Below are 16,129 nucleotides of genomic sequence, written 5' to 3' on the forward strand. Positions count from 1 at the left end.
GATTGCCGTTGCCGGCGGCTGCGGCGCACACTCGTGACATGCTTCCCGCATTCGCGCACCGCGCCGCCGCATCCCGGCGATGTCAGCCAGCCGCTGCGCCGTCGTCCTGACGGCGCGTCTGCCGCAACGCATCCGCTCCCTTCCCTCTCCGGCCTCAAGGAGGTCTATTCCGTCATGCCCGAAAACAGTTCTGCGGCCACGCACGCCCGCCTCGAAGCAGCCCATCAACCGCTCCAGTTCGCCTACTGGGTGCCCAATGTGAGCGGCGGCCTGGTGGTCTCGAAGATCGAACAGCGCACCGACTGGGGCTACGACTACAACCGGGAACTCGCGGTCCTCGCCGAGAACAACGGCTTCGACTACGCGCTCACCCAGGTCCGGTACATCGCTTCGTACGGTGCCGCCTACCAGCACGAGTCGACCAGCTTCTCGCTCGCCCTGCTCCTGGCCACCGAGCGGCTGAAGGTGATCGCCGCCGTCCACCCGGGACTCTGGCAGCCCGGTGTGCTGGCCAAGCTGATCGCCACCGCCGACCAGCTCTCCGGCGGCCGGGCCGCGGTGAACGTGGTCAGCGGCTGGTTCAAAGACGAGTTCACCAAGCTCGGCGAGCCCTGGCTGGAGCACGACGAACGCTATCGGCGCGCCGAGGAGTTCATCGGCTATCTGCGCGAGATCTGGACCAGCGACCACGCCGAGCTCTCCGGCGACTTCTACCGCCTCCATGACTTCGACCTGAAGCCCAAGCCCGTCGACGTTCCCGGGCGGCCGCACCCGGAGATCTTCCAGGGCGGCAACTCCACGGCCGCCCGCGCGATGGCCGGCCGGGTGTCGGACTGGTACTTCAGCAACGGCAAGGACTTCGACGGCATCACCGAGCAGGTGATCGACGTCAACACCGAGGCCGCCCTGCACGACCGGACCGTCAAGTTCGGTCTGAACGGATTCCTCATCGCGCGGGACAGTGAACGCGAGGCTCGCGACATGCTCCGGGAGATCGTCGACAAGGCCGACCGCGACGCAGTCGCGGGATTCGGCTCCGCAGTGAAGCAGGCCGGCCGGTCCGCCGCCGACGGCAAGGGCATGTGGCAGGATTCGGAACTCGCCGACCTGGTCCAGTACAACGACGGTTTCCGCACCGGGCTGATCGGCACACCCGAACAGATCGCCGAGCGGATCGTCGCCTACAAGACCCGCGGGGTGAATCTCTTCCTCCTCGGCTTCCTGCACTACCTGGAGGACGTCGCCTACTTCGGTGAGAAGATCCTGCCTCTGGTCCGCGAACTCGAAGCCGATCTCGCCGGCAGCGGTCGCCTGGAATCCGAACTCGCTCGCCACGGAGTTCTCGCGGGTCTCGATACGGCCCTCGGCTAGCGCCTCGGACCTACTCGACCAACAACTCAGACCGGTCGTTCGCGGATCCGTTTCGCCCGCTCGGTGGTCGAGTAGGCGAGGCGCCAGCCGAGCCGTATCGAGACCCAGCCGCGCGGTACCGAGATCACCCACGATCATTCACTCCCCATCCATTCACTCCCCACGCCTCCCCGAAAGGAACCCCTTCCATGACCACCACCGAACAGCGCCCCGGCGCCGACACTCCGTCCTCGTCCGACAACGCCTCCCGCTTCGCCGACGCCCTACGCCGCGCCGACCTGGTCGCGGCCGAGCTCCGCGCAAGCGCCGCCGAGCGGGATCGCGCCAATGCCGCGCCGGTCGCCGAAGTCGAGCTTCTCCGGACCCACGACCTCCTGCAGGTCGGCGAGCCGGTCGAACTCGGCGGCGACGGCCTGAACTACGCGCAATCCCAGCAACTCACCCGGCGCATCGCCCGCGGCGACACCTCGGTCGCGCACCTGCTCGGCTACCACTATGCGCAGCAACGCATTCCGCACCTGTTCGGCACACGCGAGCAGGCCGAGGCACTCTCCCGGCGGAACGCGAGCGAGAAGCTCTTCTGGGGCGGCGTGCAGAACCCGCGCGGCGGCTCGGCCCTCGAGCTGACTCGCGACGGCGACGGCTTCCGGCTGAACGGCCGCCGCACCTTCGCCTCCGGGGCGAGCATCGCCGACCAGTTGTCGGTGACGGCCGTCTTCGAGGGCGACCTGGTGTTCTTGTCGCTGCCCGCCGGGGTCGAGGGCTTCACTCCCCTCGGCGACTGGGACAACATCGGTCAGCGCCTCACCGATTCCGGCGGCGTGGAGTTCGACGACACCCCGGTGGCGCGCGATCAGATCCTGGGCAGCGACCCGCTGACCGGCAAAGAGCTCAGCGCCTACCAGCAGCTGGTGACTCCGCACTGGCAACTCGCCTTTGCGAACTTCTACATCGGCACGGCCGAGGGCGCGCTGGACGAGGCCCTCGACTGGACCCGCCTGCACGCGAGCGCCTGGGAGACCTCGGGCCTGGAGGCGGCCACGGACGACCCGTACATCCTGGAGTTGGTCGGCGAACTGCGCTCGCAGATCGCCGCGGCGGCACTGCTGGCCGACCGGGCCGGCGACGTCCTCCAGCAGGCGCTCGACTTCGGTCCCGAGCTCAGCGCCGAGCAGCGGGCCGAGGCGGCGATCGCGATCGCCGAGGCGAAGTATCTGACCACCAAGGTCTCGCTGGAGGCCGCGTCGCGCCTGTTCGAGATCCAGGGCGCCCGCGCCACCACCAGCGCGTACGGCTTCGACCGGCACTGGCGGAACCTGCGCACCCACACTGTGCACGATCCGGTCGCATACAAGGCGCGTGAGATCGGCGACTGGACGCTGAACCACCGCGCACCGCAATTCAGCCTCTACAGCTGATACTCGAGAGGAAGAACGGAGTCGCCGTGCCGGAGCCGATCGGAGACGCCGAACAGGCACTGGACCGGGCCGCGAAGCTCGCCCCCGCCCTCGCGGCGGGGGCGAGCGACCGTGACCGGGATCGCCGCCTGCCATACGCCGAGGTGGCCGCGCTGTCCGAATCCGGGCTGCTGACCATCACCGTGCCGGAACGTTTCGGCGGGCCCGGGCTCGGTGCCGGAGTCCTCAGCCGCATCGTGGCGATCCTCGCTGCCGCCGACCCGAGCATCGCGCAGATCCCGCAGAGCCACTTCGTGTTCCTCGACGCACTCGGGCGTACCGGATCCGAGCAACTCCAGGCGGAGGTGTTCGGGCGAGTGCTCGACGGGGCGAGGCTGGCGAACGCCCAGACGGAACGGAACTCGCCGACGGTCCGCGACGACGCCACCCGGATCGTCCGCGGCCCGGACGGCCTGCTACTGTCCGGCACCAAGTACTACTGCACCGGAGCGGTGTTCGCCGACGTGCTCGCGGTCCGCGCGGTCGGCGACGACGGCCGGAAGGTGATCGCCTACGTCGACGCCGATGCGCCGGGGATCTCCATCGAGACCGACTGGGAGGGATTCGGGCAGCGCACCACCAGCAGCGGTACGGTGACCTTCGACCGGACACCGGTGGAGCGCGACCGGCTCGTCGACTTCACGGCGCTGCTGGAGGCACCCGGCACCTACGGCGCACGGGCCCAGCTCATTCACGCGGCGATCGACACAGGTATCGCCCGAGGCGCACTGGACGCGGCGGCCGGTGCCGTCGCCGGCGCCCGCCCGTGGTTCGAGGCCGGAGTGGACCGCGCCGTCGACGATCCGCTCCTGCTCGCTCAGGCCGGGGAGACCGAGCTCGCGGTGCGCGCCGCCGAATCACTGCTGGCCGTCGCCGCCGAGCGGATCGACGACGCGGACGCCGCCGCCGATCCGGACCGGGCGGCGATCGGCGAGGCGTCCCTGGCCACCGCGGCCGCCAAGGTCGCCGCCGGGCGCGCGGCGCGACAGGCGGCGTCGGAGCTGTTCGCCTTCGGCGGCGCCCGGGCCGCCGCGGAGTCGTCGAACCTCTCCCGATACTGGCGCGATGCCCGTACCCACACCCTGCACGACCCCGAGCGCTGGAAGCTTCACCACCTCGGGAGATGGGCGCTGGCCCGGCACCTGCCGGGCGGACACGGCGCCCTGTAGAACGCCCCGACACGACAAGCGAAGGCTGAGAAAGACAGATGTCCCTCACACTGCACTGGTTCCTCCCCACCTACGGTGACTCGCGGTTCATCGTCGGGGGCGGCCACGGTCTGCCCGCCGGCGCCGCCGGCGGCGATCGCGATGCCTCGATCGGCTATCTCGCCTCCATCTCCCGCGCAGCCGAGGACTTCGGGTTCACCGCGGCGCTCACCCCGGCCGGCGCCTGGTGCGAGGACGCCTGGCTCACCACCGCGATGGTCGCACGTGAGACCGAGCGGCTCGGCTTCCTGGTCGCGTTCCGGCCCGGCCTCGTCAGCCCCACGCTGGCCGCCCAGATGGCGGCCACCTTCCACCGGCACGCCCCCGGGCGGATCCTGCTCAACGTGGTGACCGGCGGCGAGCCCGTCGAACAACGCGCATACGGGGATCACCTCGACAAGGCGGCCCGGTACGAACGGACCGACGAGTTCCTGACCGTCGTCCGCGGACTGTGGCGGGGCGAGACGGTCACCTTCCGCGGCAAGCACCTGTCGGTCGACGCCGCCCACCTGGCCACCGTCCCGCTGCCGACCCCGCCCATCTACTTCGGCGGCTCATCACCCGAAGCCGGGCCGGTCGCGGCGCGACACAGCGACGTCTACCTGACCTGGGGCGAGGCCCCGGAGGCGGTGGCCGCCAAGATCGCCTGGATCCGGTCGCTCGCCGCCGACGAGGGTCGCAACGTGCGGTTCGGCATCCGCCTGCACGTGATCACCCGGGACACCGCCGAACAGGCCTGGGCCGAGGCCGGCCGTCTGCTCGACGCACTCGACGACGACACCGTCGCCGGGGTTCAGAACGGGCTCGCCCGCAGCGAGTCCACCGGCCAGGCCGCGATGCGCGCCCTGCACGAGGACCGTCGCACCGACGGCTCGTGGCGCGATCCGCGGTCCTTGGAGGTGGTGCCCAATCTCTGGGCCGGCGTGGGCCTGGTCCGCGGCGGTGCCGGCACCGCACTGGTCGGCAGCCACAGTGAGGTCGCCGACTTGATCCAGCAGTACGCCGACCTGGGCATCTCCGAGTTCGTCCTCTCCGGGTACCCGCACCTGGAGGAGCTCTACTGGTTCGGTGAGGGCGTGATCCCCGAACTGCGCCGGCGCGGGCTGTTCGACGCCGGCCGGCCTGCCGCGTCATCCACCGGACAGCCGTTCCTGGCGGGAGCCCGATGAGCGCCCCCGCCACGGCGATCGACCCGATGACGCTCCGGAAGGTCTACGCGCACGTCCCGTCCGGTCTGGTCACCGTCGCCGCGCTCGACGACGACGGACCGGTGGGACTGCTCGTCGCGACGTTCACACCGGTGTCCCTGTATCCGCCGCTGGTCGCGGTCAACGTCGCGCACACGTCGACCACTTTCCCGGCGCTGCGCCGTCACTCGCACTGGGGCCTCAGTGTGCTCGGCGACCACCAGCGCGAGGTGGCCGACCGCTTCCGGCTGCCCGGCGACGAGCGCTTCGCCGGCACCGGATGGACCACCACCGCCGAGGGCGCCGTCCACGTCGACGACTCCCTGGCGACGCTCACCGTCCGGCCCACCGAGTTCGTCCAGGCCGGGGACCACGTCATCGTGGTTCTCGCCGTCGACGCCTACAACCTCACCGATTCCGCCGGCTCCCCGCTGGTGTTCCACCACAGCCGGTTTCACCGACTCGAGAAGGAGACCTCCTGATGACTCCCCCGCCGCTCCGCCTGGCCGTCCACTACGACGACGGCTGGACCGAGCTGACCGCGCCCCGCCACACCGCCGACAAGGTCAGCCGGGTGCGCTCGGGCAGCCTGTCCGAGGCCGCGCGTCTGGCCGCTGCCGCCCCGAGCCCGGCGTTCGTCGACATCGACGTGCTGCTGGCCGGCTCGGTGAACGAGGCCTTCCTGGCGTTCACCGAGCAGCGCCCCGGCTGGTCGCCGGGTGCACGCGTCGAGGCGATCGTGCACCCGGGCACCGCCGCGACGCTCGCCGGGCTGCTGTGGGACATCTGGGCGGCACGCGTGGCACCGGGCGTAACGCTCTACGCCACCGATCCCGCCGCGCTGACCGAACGCCTGCTCACGGAGGTGGTGCCGCTGCTCGCCGCCCGCGGACTGACCCTCGAGCTGTCGGACGCCGCGACCTCCGCCGCCTGACGGTACTGGTTTCGACTCGCTGCGCTCGCTCAACCATCGAAACACGAACGCTCGCTCAACCATCGACCATGGAGCCACGCCTTCCCGGCGGTTGAGCGAGCACAGCGAGTCGAAACCAGTACCGCGACTACTCAGCGAAGGCCTCCACCCAAGGGCAGCTACACACAAAGCCATCGACCATGGAGCCACGCCTTCCCGGCGGTTGAGCGAGCACAGCGAGTCGAAACCAGTACCGCGACTACTCAGCGAAGGCCTCCACCCAAGGGCAGCTACACACAAAGCCATCGACCATGAGGCCACGCCTTCCCGGCGGTTGGGCGAGCACAGCGAGTCGAAACCAGTACCGCGACTACTCCGCGAAGGCCTCCACCCAAGGGCAGCTACACACGAAGCCATCGACCATGGAGCCACGCCTTCTCGGCGGTTGAGCGAGCGCAGCGAGTCGAAACCAGTACCGCGACTACTCGGCGAAAGCCTCCACCGAGGGGCAGCTGCACACCAGGTTGCGGTCGCCGAAAGCGTTGTCTATGCGCCGCACCGACGGCCAGATCTTGGCGCGCGCGCCAGCCGACGGCAGACCGGCCGGATAGACGGCGGTGAGCCGGTCGTACGCCTTGTCCCACTCGGCGGTCAGGCACTCGGCGGTGTGCGGGGCGCCGGCCAGCGGATTGTCGTCCACGGACCAGGTGCCGTCGGCGACCTTCGCGATCTCGCCCCGGATGGCGGTCATCGCATCGACGAACGCATCCAGTTCGGCCAGGTTCTCACTCTCGGTCGGCTCCACCATCAGGGTGTTGGCCACCGGGAAGCTCATCGTAGGAGCGTGGAATCCGTAGTCCGCCAACCGCTTGGCCACATCGTCGACGCTGACCCCGGTCTCCTTGATCAGATCGCGCAGATCGAGGATGCATTCGTGCGCCACCCAGCCGTTCTCGTCGGTGTAGAGCACCGGGAAGTGATCGGCGAGCCGTCGCGCGATGTAGTTGGCCGAGGCGATGGCCGTGAGCGTCGCGGTCCGCAGTCCCACCGCACCCATCATCGCGATGTAGGCGTAGGTGATCGGCAGGATCGACGCGGAACCGTACGGCGCCGCCGAGATGGTGATCCCGGTGTCCGGCAGCTCCGGTGCGAGCGGGTGGCTGGGCAGGAAGGCGGCCAGGTGCTCGCGCACCGCCACCGGGCCGACGCCCGGACCGCCGCCGCCGTGCGGGATGCAGAACGTCTTGTGCAGGTTCAGATGCGAGACGTCGCCACCGAACCGGCCCGGCCGGGCCAGCCCGACGAGCGCGTTCAGATTGGCGCCGTCGACGTACACCTGCCCGCCGGCGTCGTGCACCGCCGCGCAGATCTCGGTCACCTCGTCCTCGAAGACACCGTGCGTGCTCGGGTAGGTGATCATGATGCCGGCGAGCTCGTCGCGGTGCTTGGCGATCTTGGCCCGCAGATCATCGGTGTCGACGTCACCGTTCTCCCGGCAGCCGACCACCACCACGCGCATGCCCGCCATCACCGCGGACGCGGCATTGGTGCCGTGCGCGCTCGACGGGATCAGGCAGACGTCGCGGGCGTCGTCGCCGCGCGACAGGTGGTACTTGCGAATCGCCAGCAGGCCGGCGTACTCGCCCTGCGAGCCGGCGTTCGGCTGCAGGCTCACCCGGTCGTAGCCGGTGATCGCGACCAGCCAGGACTCCAGATCGGTGATCAGCGTACGGATGCCCTCGCTGTCGCTCAGCGGCGCGAAGGGGTGCAGACCGCCGAACTCGGGCCAGGTGATCGGCTCCATCTCGGTGGTCGCGTTGAGCTTCATGGTGCACGAGCCGAGCGGGATCATGCTGCGGTCGAGGGCGATGTCCTTGTCCGACAGCATGCGCAGGTAACGCAGCATGGCGGTCTCGGTGCGGTGCAGGTGGAACGCCGGGTGCGTCAGGTACGACGATGTGCGGTCGGCGATCGGCGCGGCGAACTCGGCGGGCTCGGCGTCCGCCGCGCGCAGGATCTCCAGCACGTCGGCGACATCGGTCTCGGTGGTGGTCTCGTCGCAGGCGATGCCGACGCGATCAGCGTCGATCAGCCGCAGATTGATGCCCTTGTCCGCCTTGGCCGCGGCGACCACGGCCTCGGCCTCGCCGGGGACCTCGACCACCACGGTGTCGAAGAACTTCGCGTGCGTGACGGTGCGACCGGCGCCGGTGAGACGGTTCGCCAGCTCGGCGGCGCGGCCGTGCACCCGCTCGGCGATCGCCTTGAGACCGGCCGGTCCGTGGTACGACGCGTACATTGCGGCGAGCACCGCCAGGAGCACCTGCGCGGTACAGATGTTGCTGGTGGCCTTCTCCCGCCGGATGTGCTGTTCGCGCGTCTGCAGTGACAGCCGGTAGGCGAGGTTGCCGTCGGCGTCCTTGGATACGCCGACCAGGCGGCCCGGCAGCTGACGGGTCAGCTTGGTGTGCACGGCGAGGTAGCCCGCGTGCGGGCCGCCGAAGCCCATCGGGACGCCGAATCGCTGAGTGGTGCCGAAGCAGGCGTCGGCGCCTTGCTCGCCGGGCGGGGTGATCAGCGTGGCTGCGAGCAAGTCGAGCCCTGCGGCGACCAGGGCGCCGCGCTGGTGGGCGGCGGCGATGATCGGGGCTGCGTCGACGATCCGGCCGCTCGCCCCGGGCACCTGCAGGATGACGCCGAAGAACTCACCGTCCGGGAGCCCGGCATCCTCAGCGGACGGATCCAGCGCCGCTTCGACCACCTCGATGCCCAGCGGCTCGGCGCGGGTGTCGATGAGGGCGCGGGTCTGCGGGAACAGGTCGGCATCGACCACGAGGCGCGGGGACTTGGACTTGCCGGCCCGCCGCAGCAGCGTCATCGCCTCGGCGGCCGCGGTGGCCTCGTCGAGCATCGATGCGCCGGCCACTTCCATCCCGGTGAGGTCTGCGACCATCGTCTGGAAGTTCAACAGCGCCTCCAGGCGGCCCTGGCTGATCTCCGGCTGGTACGGCGTGTACGCGGTGTACCAGGCCGGATTCTCCACGATGTTCCGCTTGAGCACGGCGGGCGTGAAGGTGTCGTAGTAGCCGAGGCCGATCATGCTCCGGGCCACGGTGTTTCGCTCGGCGAGCTCACGCAGGCGCCGGGTGGTCTGGGCTTCGGTCAGCGGAGCATCGAGCGCGGCGAGCGCCCCGGCCGGGTCGGCGATGGCCGCCGGAACCACGGCGGAGGCGAGGTCGTCGAGCGAGTCGAGGCCGAGCACCTCGAGGATGCGGGCGGTCTCGGCGGCGTCGGGGCCCAGATGGCGGGCGGCGAATTCGGGAAGCGACACGGAGTCGGGGGACATGGGGCGACCTTTCGACAGGCTCAAGGAGCAAGCTGGGCTCAAGCAGCACGCTGGGCTCAAGAGCAAGCTGGGCTCAGCGAGCAGCTGGTCAGATCCGGACGCACGCCGGATGCGGGCCCTCCCCCTCTGTCCTATCGCGGCGAGCGCGATGCCTGAGAGATTCAGCGGCGGCCGTCGACGACCTCGCCTTTCACCGTGGGCGGACGGGCGGACCCGTCGCTTTCCAGAGACGCCGGCAGCTGCCACGGTCCGGGTGCCTGAGAGTTTGACGGAGAGGTGTTGCTCCTTCGGCGGCCCCATGAAGGGACGCTCTCCCGCAGCGCAGCGACGTGCGCCCAGTGTACCGGGTGGTCTCGGCGGTGTCGGAGCGGCGTGGGGCTCGGCCGGTGCGTGCTAGCCGGTGCGGCGGGTCCGGTTTTTGCGTCGTGCGGCGAGTTCGTCCTCCGGAGCGGTCTCGGAGACGCCTCCGTCCGCGCGCTCGCCGGGGAAGTCGACGATGGTGCCGGTCAGCTCACGCATGGCGCCGGAGACGGCGATCCCGAACACGCCCTGGCCGCCCTGCAGCAGGTCGACCACCTCCTCGGCGGAGGTGCATTCGTAGACGGTGGTGCCGTCGGAGAACAGGGTGATCTTGGAGAGGTCCTCGACGCCGCGCTGACGCAGATGGTCGACGGCGACGCGGATGTTCTGGAGCGAGATCCCGGTATCGAGCAGGCGCTTGACGATCTTCAGAATCAAGATGTCCTTGAACGAGTACAGCCGCTGGCTGCCCGAGCCGGCCGCACCGCGAATGGACGGCACCACCAGCGAAGTGCGGGCCCAGTAGTCGAGCTGACGGTAGGTGATCCCGGCGATCTGGCAGGCGCTCGGCACCCGATACCCCACCAGTTCGTCGGGGACGGTGTCGTTCGGAAACAGGCCGGGGGCGACCTCGTCCAGCCCACCCTGGACGGGCACGGTGACCTGATCCTCGAGCGCGGTCTGGTCCTCCGGACGCGGATCGGACGGCTGATCGCCCACGGTGTCTCCCTCACGCAAAAGTCGGACCGGCGGATGGGGTCCCTCATTCGAGGATACTCCGCTTCCGGCCTGGGTAACTGTCGCCTTTGAAACTAGGGACTCGCCACGTCCGGCACAACGCGACGCGCGGGTAAGCCTCAACCTAAAGTTCAGGTGTAGATCAATGGTGACCGCGCAGAGACCGCTCCGTGACCCTCGGTCACGAGGTGCCGGGGTTCTCCGGGCCGAGGAAATCTTCCGGCGAGACGTGATCGAGGAACTCCCGGAACGCCTCGAGCTCCTCCTCGGTCGGAGCCTCGTCACCGCCGGCACCGTCTTCCTCGGGCATGTCGAGACCGGCGTCGGCGAGCACTTCCTCACTGGCGACGATGGCGGCGCCGACCCGCATCGCGACGGCGATCGCGTCCGAGGGGCGTGCCGAGACGACGACGCCCGAATCGAACACCATCTCGGCGAAGAAGGTGCCCTCCTGCATGTCCACGATCCGGACCTGGCTGAGTTCCTGATCGAAGGCCGCGCAGAGATTCACGATCAGATCGTGCGTCAGCGGACGCGGCGGCTCGATTCCCCGCTGCTGCAAGGCGATCGACGCCGCTTCGCTCTGTCCGATCCAGATCGCGAGGTATCGCGGCCCCTCCGCCTCCCGGAGCAGCAGCACGGGCTGGTTCTGCGGAGCATCCACCCGGATGCCGACGATTCGCATCTCACCCATGGTTCGCTCCTTCTCGTCGTGCCGGCCGGCCCGAAACCGGTCAGTCGAGGACGCCGCGCACGGCGGCCTTCACCAACTGAGTATGCAGCGTCACCGACAGCGCCGCCATCTCCCGGATCAGCTCCTCGGCGCGGTCACGCGCACCGGTGCCCTTGCCCTTGGCGATGGGGCTGGCGATCTGCGCGACGAGCCCGGCCTCGCGATCCGCACTCACCTTGAAGGCCCGCAGATGCCGGGTCTCCAGACCGAAGTTGGCCAGGGCGGCCGCCGCTTCGACCAGGCGCACGGCGTCTTCGTCGAAGAAGCCCCCGGGCCCGGCCGACAGCAGGCTGTTGCGCATCAGTTCCGAGATGAACGCCGAGTCGACCCCGGTCCGCTCGATCAGCGCCTCCCGCGACACGCGGCCGCCGCGCTCGGAGAAGTCGGTGGCCGGAGCCACCGCGGTCCGGGCGGAGGAGAGCAGCCGCGTACTCGGCGCCTGCACCCCCGATGCGTCGATGGCGTCGAGCTGCTCCTTGATCACCTTCAGCGGCAGGTACCGGTCCCGCTGCGCGGTGAGCACGAAGCGCAGGCGCTCGCAGTCCGCATCCGAGAACCGGCGGTAGCCCGACGGCGCCCGGTCAGGTGTGACCAGCCCCTCGGCCTCCAGGAACCGGATCTTGGAGATGGTGACATCCGGGAAGTCCTCGCGCAGGATCGCCAAAACCGCGCCGATCGACATCGACCGGTCGCCCGAATGCGGACGCGCGTCGTCCGCGCGTGCTGCGTTGCCCGTCACAACCGTGTCGAGGCTCAGTCGCCGGCCCGCGGACCGGACAGGAACACCAGCCGGAACTTGCCGATCTGGACCTCGTCGCCGCTGGAGAGGGTCGCGTCGTCGACCGGCTCGCGGTTGACGTACGTGCCGTTCAGGCTGCCCACGTCCACGACCTTGAAGTCGTTGCCGGACAGGCGGAACTCCGCGTGGCGGCGGCTGACCGTGACGTCGTCGAGGAAGATGTCGCTGTCCGGGTGACGGCCGGCCGCGGTGGTCGGCTGGTCGAGCAGGAAGCGGGAACCGGCGTTCGGGCCGCGCTTGACCACCAGCAGAGCCGTACCGGGCAGCAGACGCTCGACGCCGGTATCGGCCGGCTCCGGACTCGTCGCCGGCGCGTCGATCTCCTTGATGAACTCTTCGCGGAAGACCGAGGTGGTCTCCACCGGGGCTTCAAAACCGTCGTCGTTACCGCTCACCACTACTCCTTCGCCGGCCCTCGGGCCGGTCCGTTCAGCACAAAAATGGCAGCAGACGCTTCTCTCCGTTGAGTGCGTCCGCGGGTGGTTCTCTCACTGGAGAACCTACCGGTTCCCACCCGTCGCCGTCAGCGAGTCGCCGACGTTCGGGTTCGGGTCGAATCTTACTTCCCGCGAGTCCGCCGGTCTCAGTCGGCGATGACCTCGCGGTATCCGTCGGCGTCGAGCAGCGCCGACAACAGCGCGTCGAGGTCGGCCTCGTCGGCGACCGTGATCTCCAGCAGCCAGCCGTCCCCGTACGGATCGGAGTTGACCAGCTCCGGCGCGGCCTCGACGGCGTCGTTGACCGCGGAGACCGTGCCGGCCAGTGGACCGTAGATGTCCGAGACGCTCTTGTGCGACTCGATCTCGGCGAAGGACTCGCCCTCGACCACCTCGGAGTCGACCTCCGGCAGCTGAACGAAGACCACCTCGTTCAGCGCGTTCTGCGCGAAATCGGTCACGCCGATGCGCACGGTCGACGGTCCGACCTTGCGGATCCACTCGTGTTCGGCGGTGTAACGCAGTTCCTCGGGAACCTGGGTCGCAGTCACGGTTCTCACCTTTCAGACAGGCCCCGGGCAGCCCGGGGTGGTCGGCATCTCGCGCGCGGTACGCCCGCGTGCGACGGGTAGAACTCTATCGGTCGGGAAATCTCTATGCCCCGGTAACCCTGGGCATCCGGCGTACGACGGCGACGGTCTGGATCCAGTACAGGATCAGCGACCAGACGTACAGCGCGACGCCCCAGATCAGGAAGGCCCAGCCGATCGGGAAGGTGATCGTGCCGACGATGCCGTCGATCTGACCGGCGAGCAGCCACGGGAACGAACTCATCAGCGCGAAGGTGGCCGCCTTGCCGATGTACAGGGTGGGCAGGGCGGTGATCCCGCGGCTCTTCAACAGCGGTGCGGTGGCCAGCAGCAGCACGTCGCGCGCGATCACGACGCCGATGATCCACCACGGCACGTAGCCCTTGAGACCGAAACAGACCGGGATCACCACCACGTACAGGCGGTCGGCCGCCGGGTCGAGCAGCGCGCCGATCTTGGAGGACTGGTCGAGCCAGCGCGCCAGCTTGCCGTCGAGCCAATCCGACGCACCGGACACGAAGAGCACGACGAACGCCCAGCCCGGCGAATCGACCACCATCAGCAACCAGATGAAGACCGGGATCAGCGCCAGCCGCATCAGGCTCAGCGCGTTGGGCACCGTCCAGAAACGGTCAGGAGCCTCGGTCTCGACGGTCACCGGAAGATGCCCGCGATGCCTTGCATGGCCTGCGATCCCGAGGAGAACTGATTCTGGTGCACCAGATAGGTCCACGTCATGGTGGACCGATGCAGATCCGCGTCGGCGAGGTCCACGCCGTCCTCGGTGATGGTGACCGTGGTGAAGGTCTCCCGAGCCGCGGTCATCGCCTCTTCCACGATCTTGGTGAACTCGGCGAAGATCAGCTTGTGGAACTCCTCCAGCGGGCTCTGCTGACCGAGGGCCCGAAGGTGGATGCTGGCCTGCACGTCGGCGACGTAGGCCAGGTGGTCCGCCCAGGCGCGGTCCAGGTGGTAGAGGACGATCTCGCGTGCGACGTCGACGAGCACTTCGTCGTCGATCTTCTCCGCCAGTTCCTCCCAGCGCTCGGACTCGAGCGCCTTGAGTTCGGAGGCCGCCTCGTCGGTCTTCAGGATCGTCATCCGGCGGCGCACGATCGCCTCGCGCTGCTCGTTGACCTGCTTGTTGAAGTTCCAGGTGTTCGAATGGAGCGTCAGCATCGCGGCCTCGGCGACACGCTGGGCGTGCTCGACGGTCTCGACGCCTTTCTGACCCAGGAGCCCGTCCGGCTCGGTCGAGGTGATCTCCCGCATGTGCGGCAGGTTCTTGGTGACCAGCGGGTCCTCCAGACTGGAGAAGAACACCGACCGGCCCGGGTCGCCCTGGCGGCCGGCGCGCCCGCGCAGCTGATTGTCCAGGCGCTCGGTGTCGTACCGGCCGGTGCCGACCACGCAGAGGCCGCCGAGCTCGAGGACCTCGTCGCGGGCCTCCTCGTCGCCGGCCGAACCGCCGAGCCGGATGTCGGTGCCGCGACCGGCCATCTGGGTGGAGACGGTGACCGCGCCCTTCCGTCCGGCCTCGGCGATGATCGCGGCCTCCTCGGCATCGTTCTTGGCGTTGAGCACGACGGCCTGCACGCCCGCCCGTTCCAGGAAGTAGGCGAGCTCCTCGGACTGCGCGACATCGTGGGTACCGATCAGGATCGGCTGGCCGGTCTCGTGCACCTCGGCGACGTAGGAGACCACGGCCTCCACCTTGTTGGCCTTGGTGTCGTAGACGCGGTCCGGCTCGTCCTCACGGATGTTCGGCGTGTTCGGCGGCACCTGCGAGACGCCGAGATCGTAGAACTGACGGAACTGCTCGCCGGCGGCGATCGCGGTGCCGGTCATCCCGGCCAGCGTCGGATAGCGGCGGATGAGGGCCTGCACGGTGATGGTGTCGATCACCTCACCGGCCTCGGTCAGTTCCAGTCCCTCCTTGAACTCGACGGCCGCCTGCACACCGTCGGGCCAGCGCTGCAGCCGGGCGACGCGGCCGCGTGAGGCGTTGATCAGATGCACGCCGCCGTCGCGGACGATGTAGTCGACGTCGCGCTCGAGCAGGTAGTAGGCGTACAGGGCGACGTTGACGTGCACCAGGGTGGTGCCCACGTGCTCGTCGCTGTAGAGGTTGATGCCGCCCAGGGTGCGCTCGACCAGGTGCGCGCCCTCGTCGGTCAGGTGCACGTTGCGGCCGTCTGGGTCCACCTCGTAGTGCTTGCTCTTGAGCCGGGCGACGACGTCGAAGATGGCGCTGTTCGGGATGGCCGCCGGGGTGGATCCGGCGAGGATCAGCGGCACCAGCGCCTCGTCGACCAGCACCGAGTCCGCCTCGTCCACGATGGCCACATCCGGGGTCGGGGCGACGAGTTCTTCAGCGGCCAGTGCGAGGTGATCGCGCAGCACGTCGAAGCCGATCTCGTTGACCGAGCCGTAGGTGACGGCGCAGCCGTAAGCCTCTTGGCGTTCTTCACGCGTCGACTTCTCCGAGAGCGCGCCGACCTCGATGCCGAACAGGTCGTAGAGCGGCTTCATCCACGTGGCGTCGCGGTTGGCGAGGTAATCGTTCACCGAGATCACGTGCACCGAACGCCCGGTCAGCGCGAAGCCGATGGCGGCGATCGCGCCGGCCAGAGTCTTGCCCTCACCGGTGGCCATCTCCACCACGTCGCCCTCGAGCATGCGCACCGCGCCCTGCAACTGGACGTCGAACGGCGTCATGTCCAGGGCCCGGGCGCCGCCCTCCCGCGCCAGCGCCAGGAACTTGGCGCGCCCGCCCTCGGTGGTGACGTCCAACTCCGCCGCGGCTTCGGCGAACTCCTCGTCGGACAGACCCTTGGCCCATTCGTCGTGCTCGGCAGACGCCTCGATCAGCTCGACCGATTTCGACTGGTTCCGGGTGGCCTGTGCACCGAGCATGCGCCACATCGCGTTCGAGAACTTACCCATCGGTGACTTTCTCACTCCTTGCATCGCCCGGCCCCCGATCGGCGAGCCCGGTCCGGGGGCGAATCGTGATCTACCGTACGCGGCTCCGTGTCCGCGGAGACAGC

At 69.2% G+C, this 16,129-nt stretch carries 14 protein-coding genes and 2 riboswitches; of the genes, 6 read left to right on the top strand and 8 right to left on the bottom strand.

The annotated features are described in order from the left end of the window. Positions 1 to 174: 174 nt before the first annotated feature. The 6 genes from sfnG to C6V83_RS11740 all read left to right on the top strand — a co-directional run bounded on the left by sfnG (position 175) and on the right by C6V83_RS11740 (position 6,157). Positions 175 to 1,371 (top strand): dimethylsulfone monooxygenase SfnG, encoded by a 1,197-nt coding sequence (gene sfnG / locus C6V83_RS11715; RefSeq protein WP_105942543.1) that lies wholly within the window; start codon positions 175 to 177, stop codon positions 1,369 to 1,371. A 188-nt stretch (positions 1,372 to 1,559) separates the two neighbouring features. Next, on the top strand, positions 1,560 to 2,789 hold the full coding sequence (locus C6V83_RS11720) for an acyl-CoA dehydrogenase family protein (RefSeq protein ID WP_105942544.1): 1,230 nt from the start codon (positions 1,560 to 1,562) through the stop codon (positions 2,787 to 2,789). 26 nt (positions 2,790 to 2,815) lie between these two features. Continuing rightward, on the top strand, positions 2,816 to 3,997 hold the full coding sequence (locus C6V83_RS11725) for an SfnB family sulfur acquisition oxidoreductase (RefSeq protein ID WP_105942545.1): 1,182 nt from the start codon (positions 2,816 to 2,818) through the stop codon (positions 3,995 to 3,997). 38 nt (positions 3,998 to 4,035) lie between these two features. Then, positions 4,036 to 5,205 carry an LLM class flavin-dependent oxidoreductase gene (locus C6V83_RS11730; protein WP_105942546.1) on the top strand — a complete coding sequence of 390 codons (1,170 nt, stop codon included), beginning with the start codon at positions 4,036 to 4,038 and terminating at the stop codon, positions 5,203 to 5,205. After that, positions 5,202 to 5,705, top strand: coding sequence for a flavin reductase family protein (locus C6V83_RS11735; protein WP_105942547.1), 504 nt, complete (start codon positions 5,202 to 5,204; stop codon positions 5,703 to 5,705). Before C6V83_RS11730 ends, C6V83_RS11735 begins: the two co-directional genes overlap by 4 nt. Next, the gene (locus tag C6V83_RS11740) at positions 5,705 to 6,157 is read left to right on the top strand and encodes a hypothetical protein (protein WP_105942548.1); all 453 of its coding nucleotides are present in this window, start codon (positions 5,705 to 5,707) and stop codon (positions 6,155 to 6,157) included. The genes C6V83_RS11735 and C6V83_RS11740 overlap by 1 nt, the downstream gene beginning before the upstream one ends. A 460-nt stretch (positions 6,158 to 6,617) precedes the next feature. Here the strand turns inward: C6V83_RS11740 and gcvP are convergent, their stop codons facing one another. The 8 genes from gcvP to secA2 all read right to left on the bottom strand — a co-directional run bounded on the left by gcvP (position 6,618) and on the right by secA2 (position 16,025). After that, positions 6,618 to 9,482 (bottom strand): aminomethyl-transferring glycine dehydrogenase, encoded by a 2,865-nt coding sequence (gene gcvP / locus C6V83_RS11745; RefSeq protein ID WP_105942549.1) that lies wholly within the window; start codon positions 9,480 to 9,482, stop codon positions 6,618 to 6,620. Positions 9,483 to 9,598: 116 nt separating this feature from the next. After that, positions 9,599 to 9,717, bottom strand: a riboswitch (glycine riboswitch). Further along, a riboswitch (glycine riboswitch) is annotated at positions 9,718 to 9,809 on the bottom strand. Positions 9,810 to 9,875: 66 nt separating this feature from the next. Beyond that, positions 9,876 to 10,502 (bottom strand): MerR family transcriptional regulator, encoded by a 627-nt coding sequence (locus C6V83_RS11750; protein ID WP_199832502.1) that lies wholly within the window; start codon positions 10,500 to 10,502, stop codon positions 9,876 to 9,878. Between the two features lie 199 nt (positions 10,503 to 10,701). After that, positions 10,702 to 11,214, bottom strand: coding sequence for a bifunctional nuclease family protein (locus C6V83_RS11755; RefSeq protein WP_105942551.1), 513 nt, complete (start codon positions 11,212 to 11,214; stop codon positions 10,702 to 10,704). Positions 11,215 to 11,254: 40 nt separating this feature from the next. Further along, a complete protein-coding gene (gene ftsR / locus C6V83_RS11760; protein ID WP_448223659.1) occupies positions 11,255 to 11,992 on the bottom strand; it encodes a transcriptional regulator FtsR in 738 nt (245 codons plus the stop codon). A gap of 14 nt (positions 11,993 to 12,006) precedes the next feature. Continuing rightward, positions 12,007 to 12,450, bottom strand: coding sequence for a glycogen accumulation regulator GarA (gene garA / locus C6V83_RS11765; protein WP_199832503.1), 444 nt, complete (start codon positions 12,448 to 12,450; stop codon positions 12,007 to 12,009). 185 nt (positions 12,451 to 12,635) lie between these two features. Beyond that, positions 12,636 to 13,040 carry a glycine cleavage system protein GcvH gene (gcvH, locus tag C6V83_RS11770; protein WP_105942552.1) on the bottom strand — a complete coding sequence of 135 codons (405 nt, stop codon included), beginning with the start codon at positions 13,038 to 13,040 and terminating at the stop codon, positions 12,636 to 12,638. 103 nt (positions 13,041 to 13,143) lie between these two features. Then, on the bottom strand, positions 13,144 to 13,737 hold the full coding sequence (locus C6V83_RS11775) for a CDP-alcohol phosphatidyltransferase family protein (protein ID WP_267893952.1): 594 nt from the start codon (positions 13,735 to 13,737) through the stop codon (positions 13,144 to 13,146). Next, entirely contained in the window at positions 13,734 to 16,025 is a 2,292-nt protein-coding gene (gene secA2 / locus C6V83_RS11780; RefSeq protein ID WP_105942553.1) for an accessory Sec system translocase SecA2, read from the bottom strand. Before secA2 ends, C6V83_RS11775 begins: the two co-directional genes overlap by 4 nt. Positions 16,026 to 16,129: the final 104 nt, after the last annotated feature.

The sequence above is a fragment of the Gordonia iterans genome (assembly GCF_002993285.1).
In the GTDB taxonomy this organism is placed as follows: Bacteria; Actinomycetota; Actinomycetes; order Mycobacteriales; family Mycobacteriaceae; genus Gordonia; species Gordonia iterans.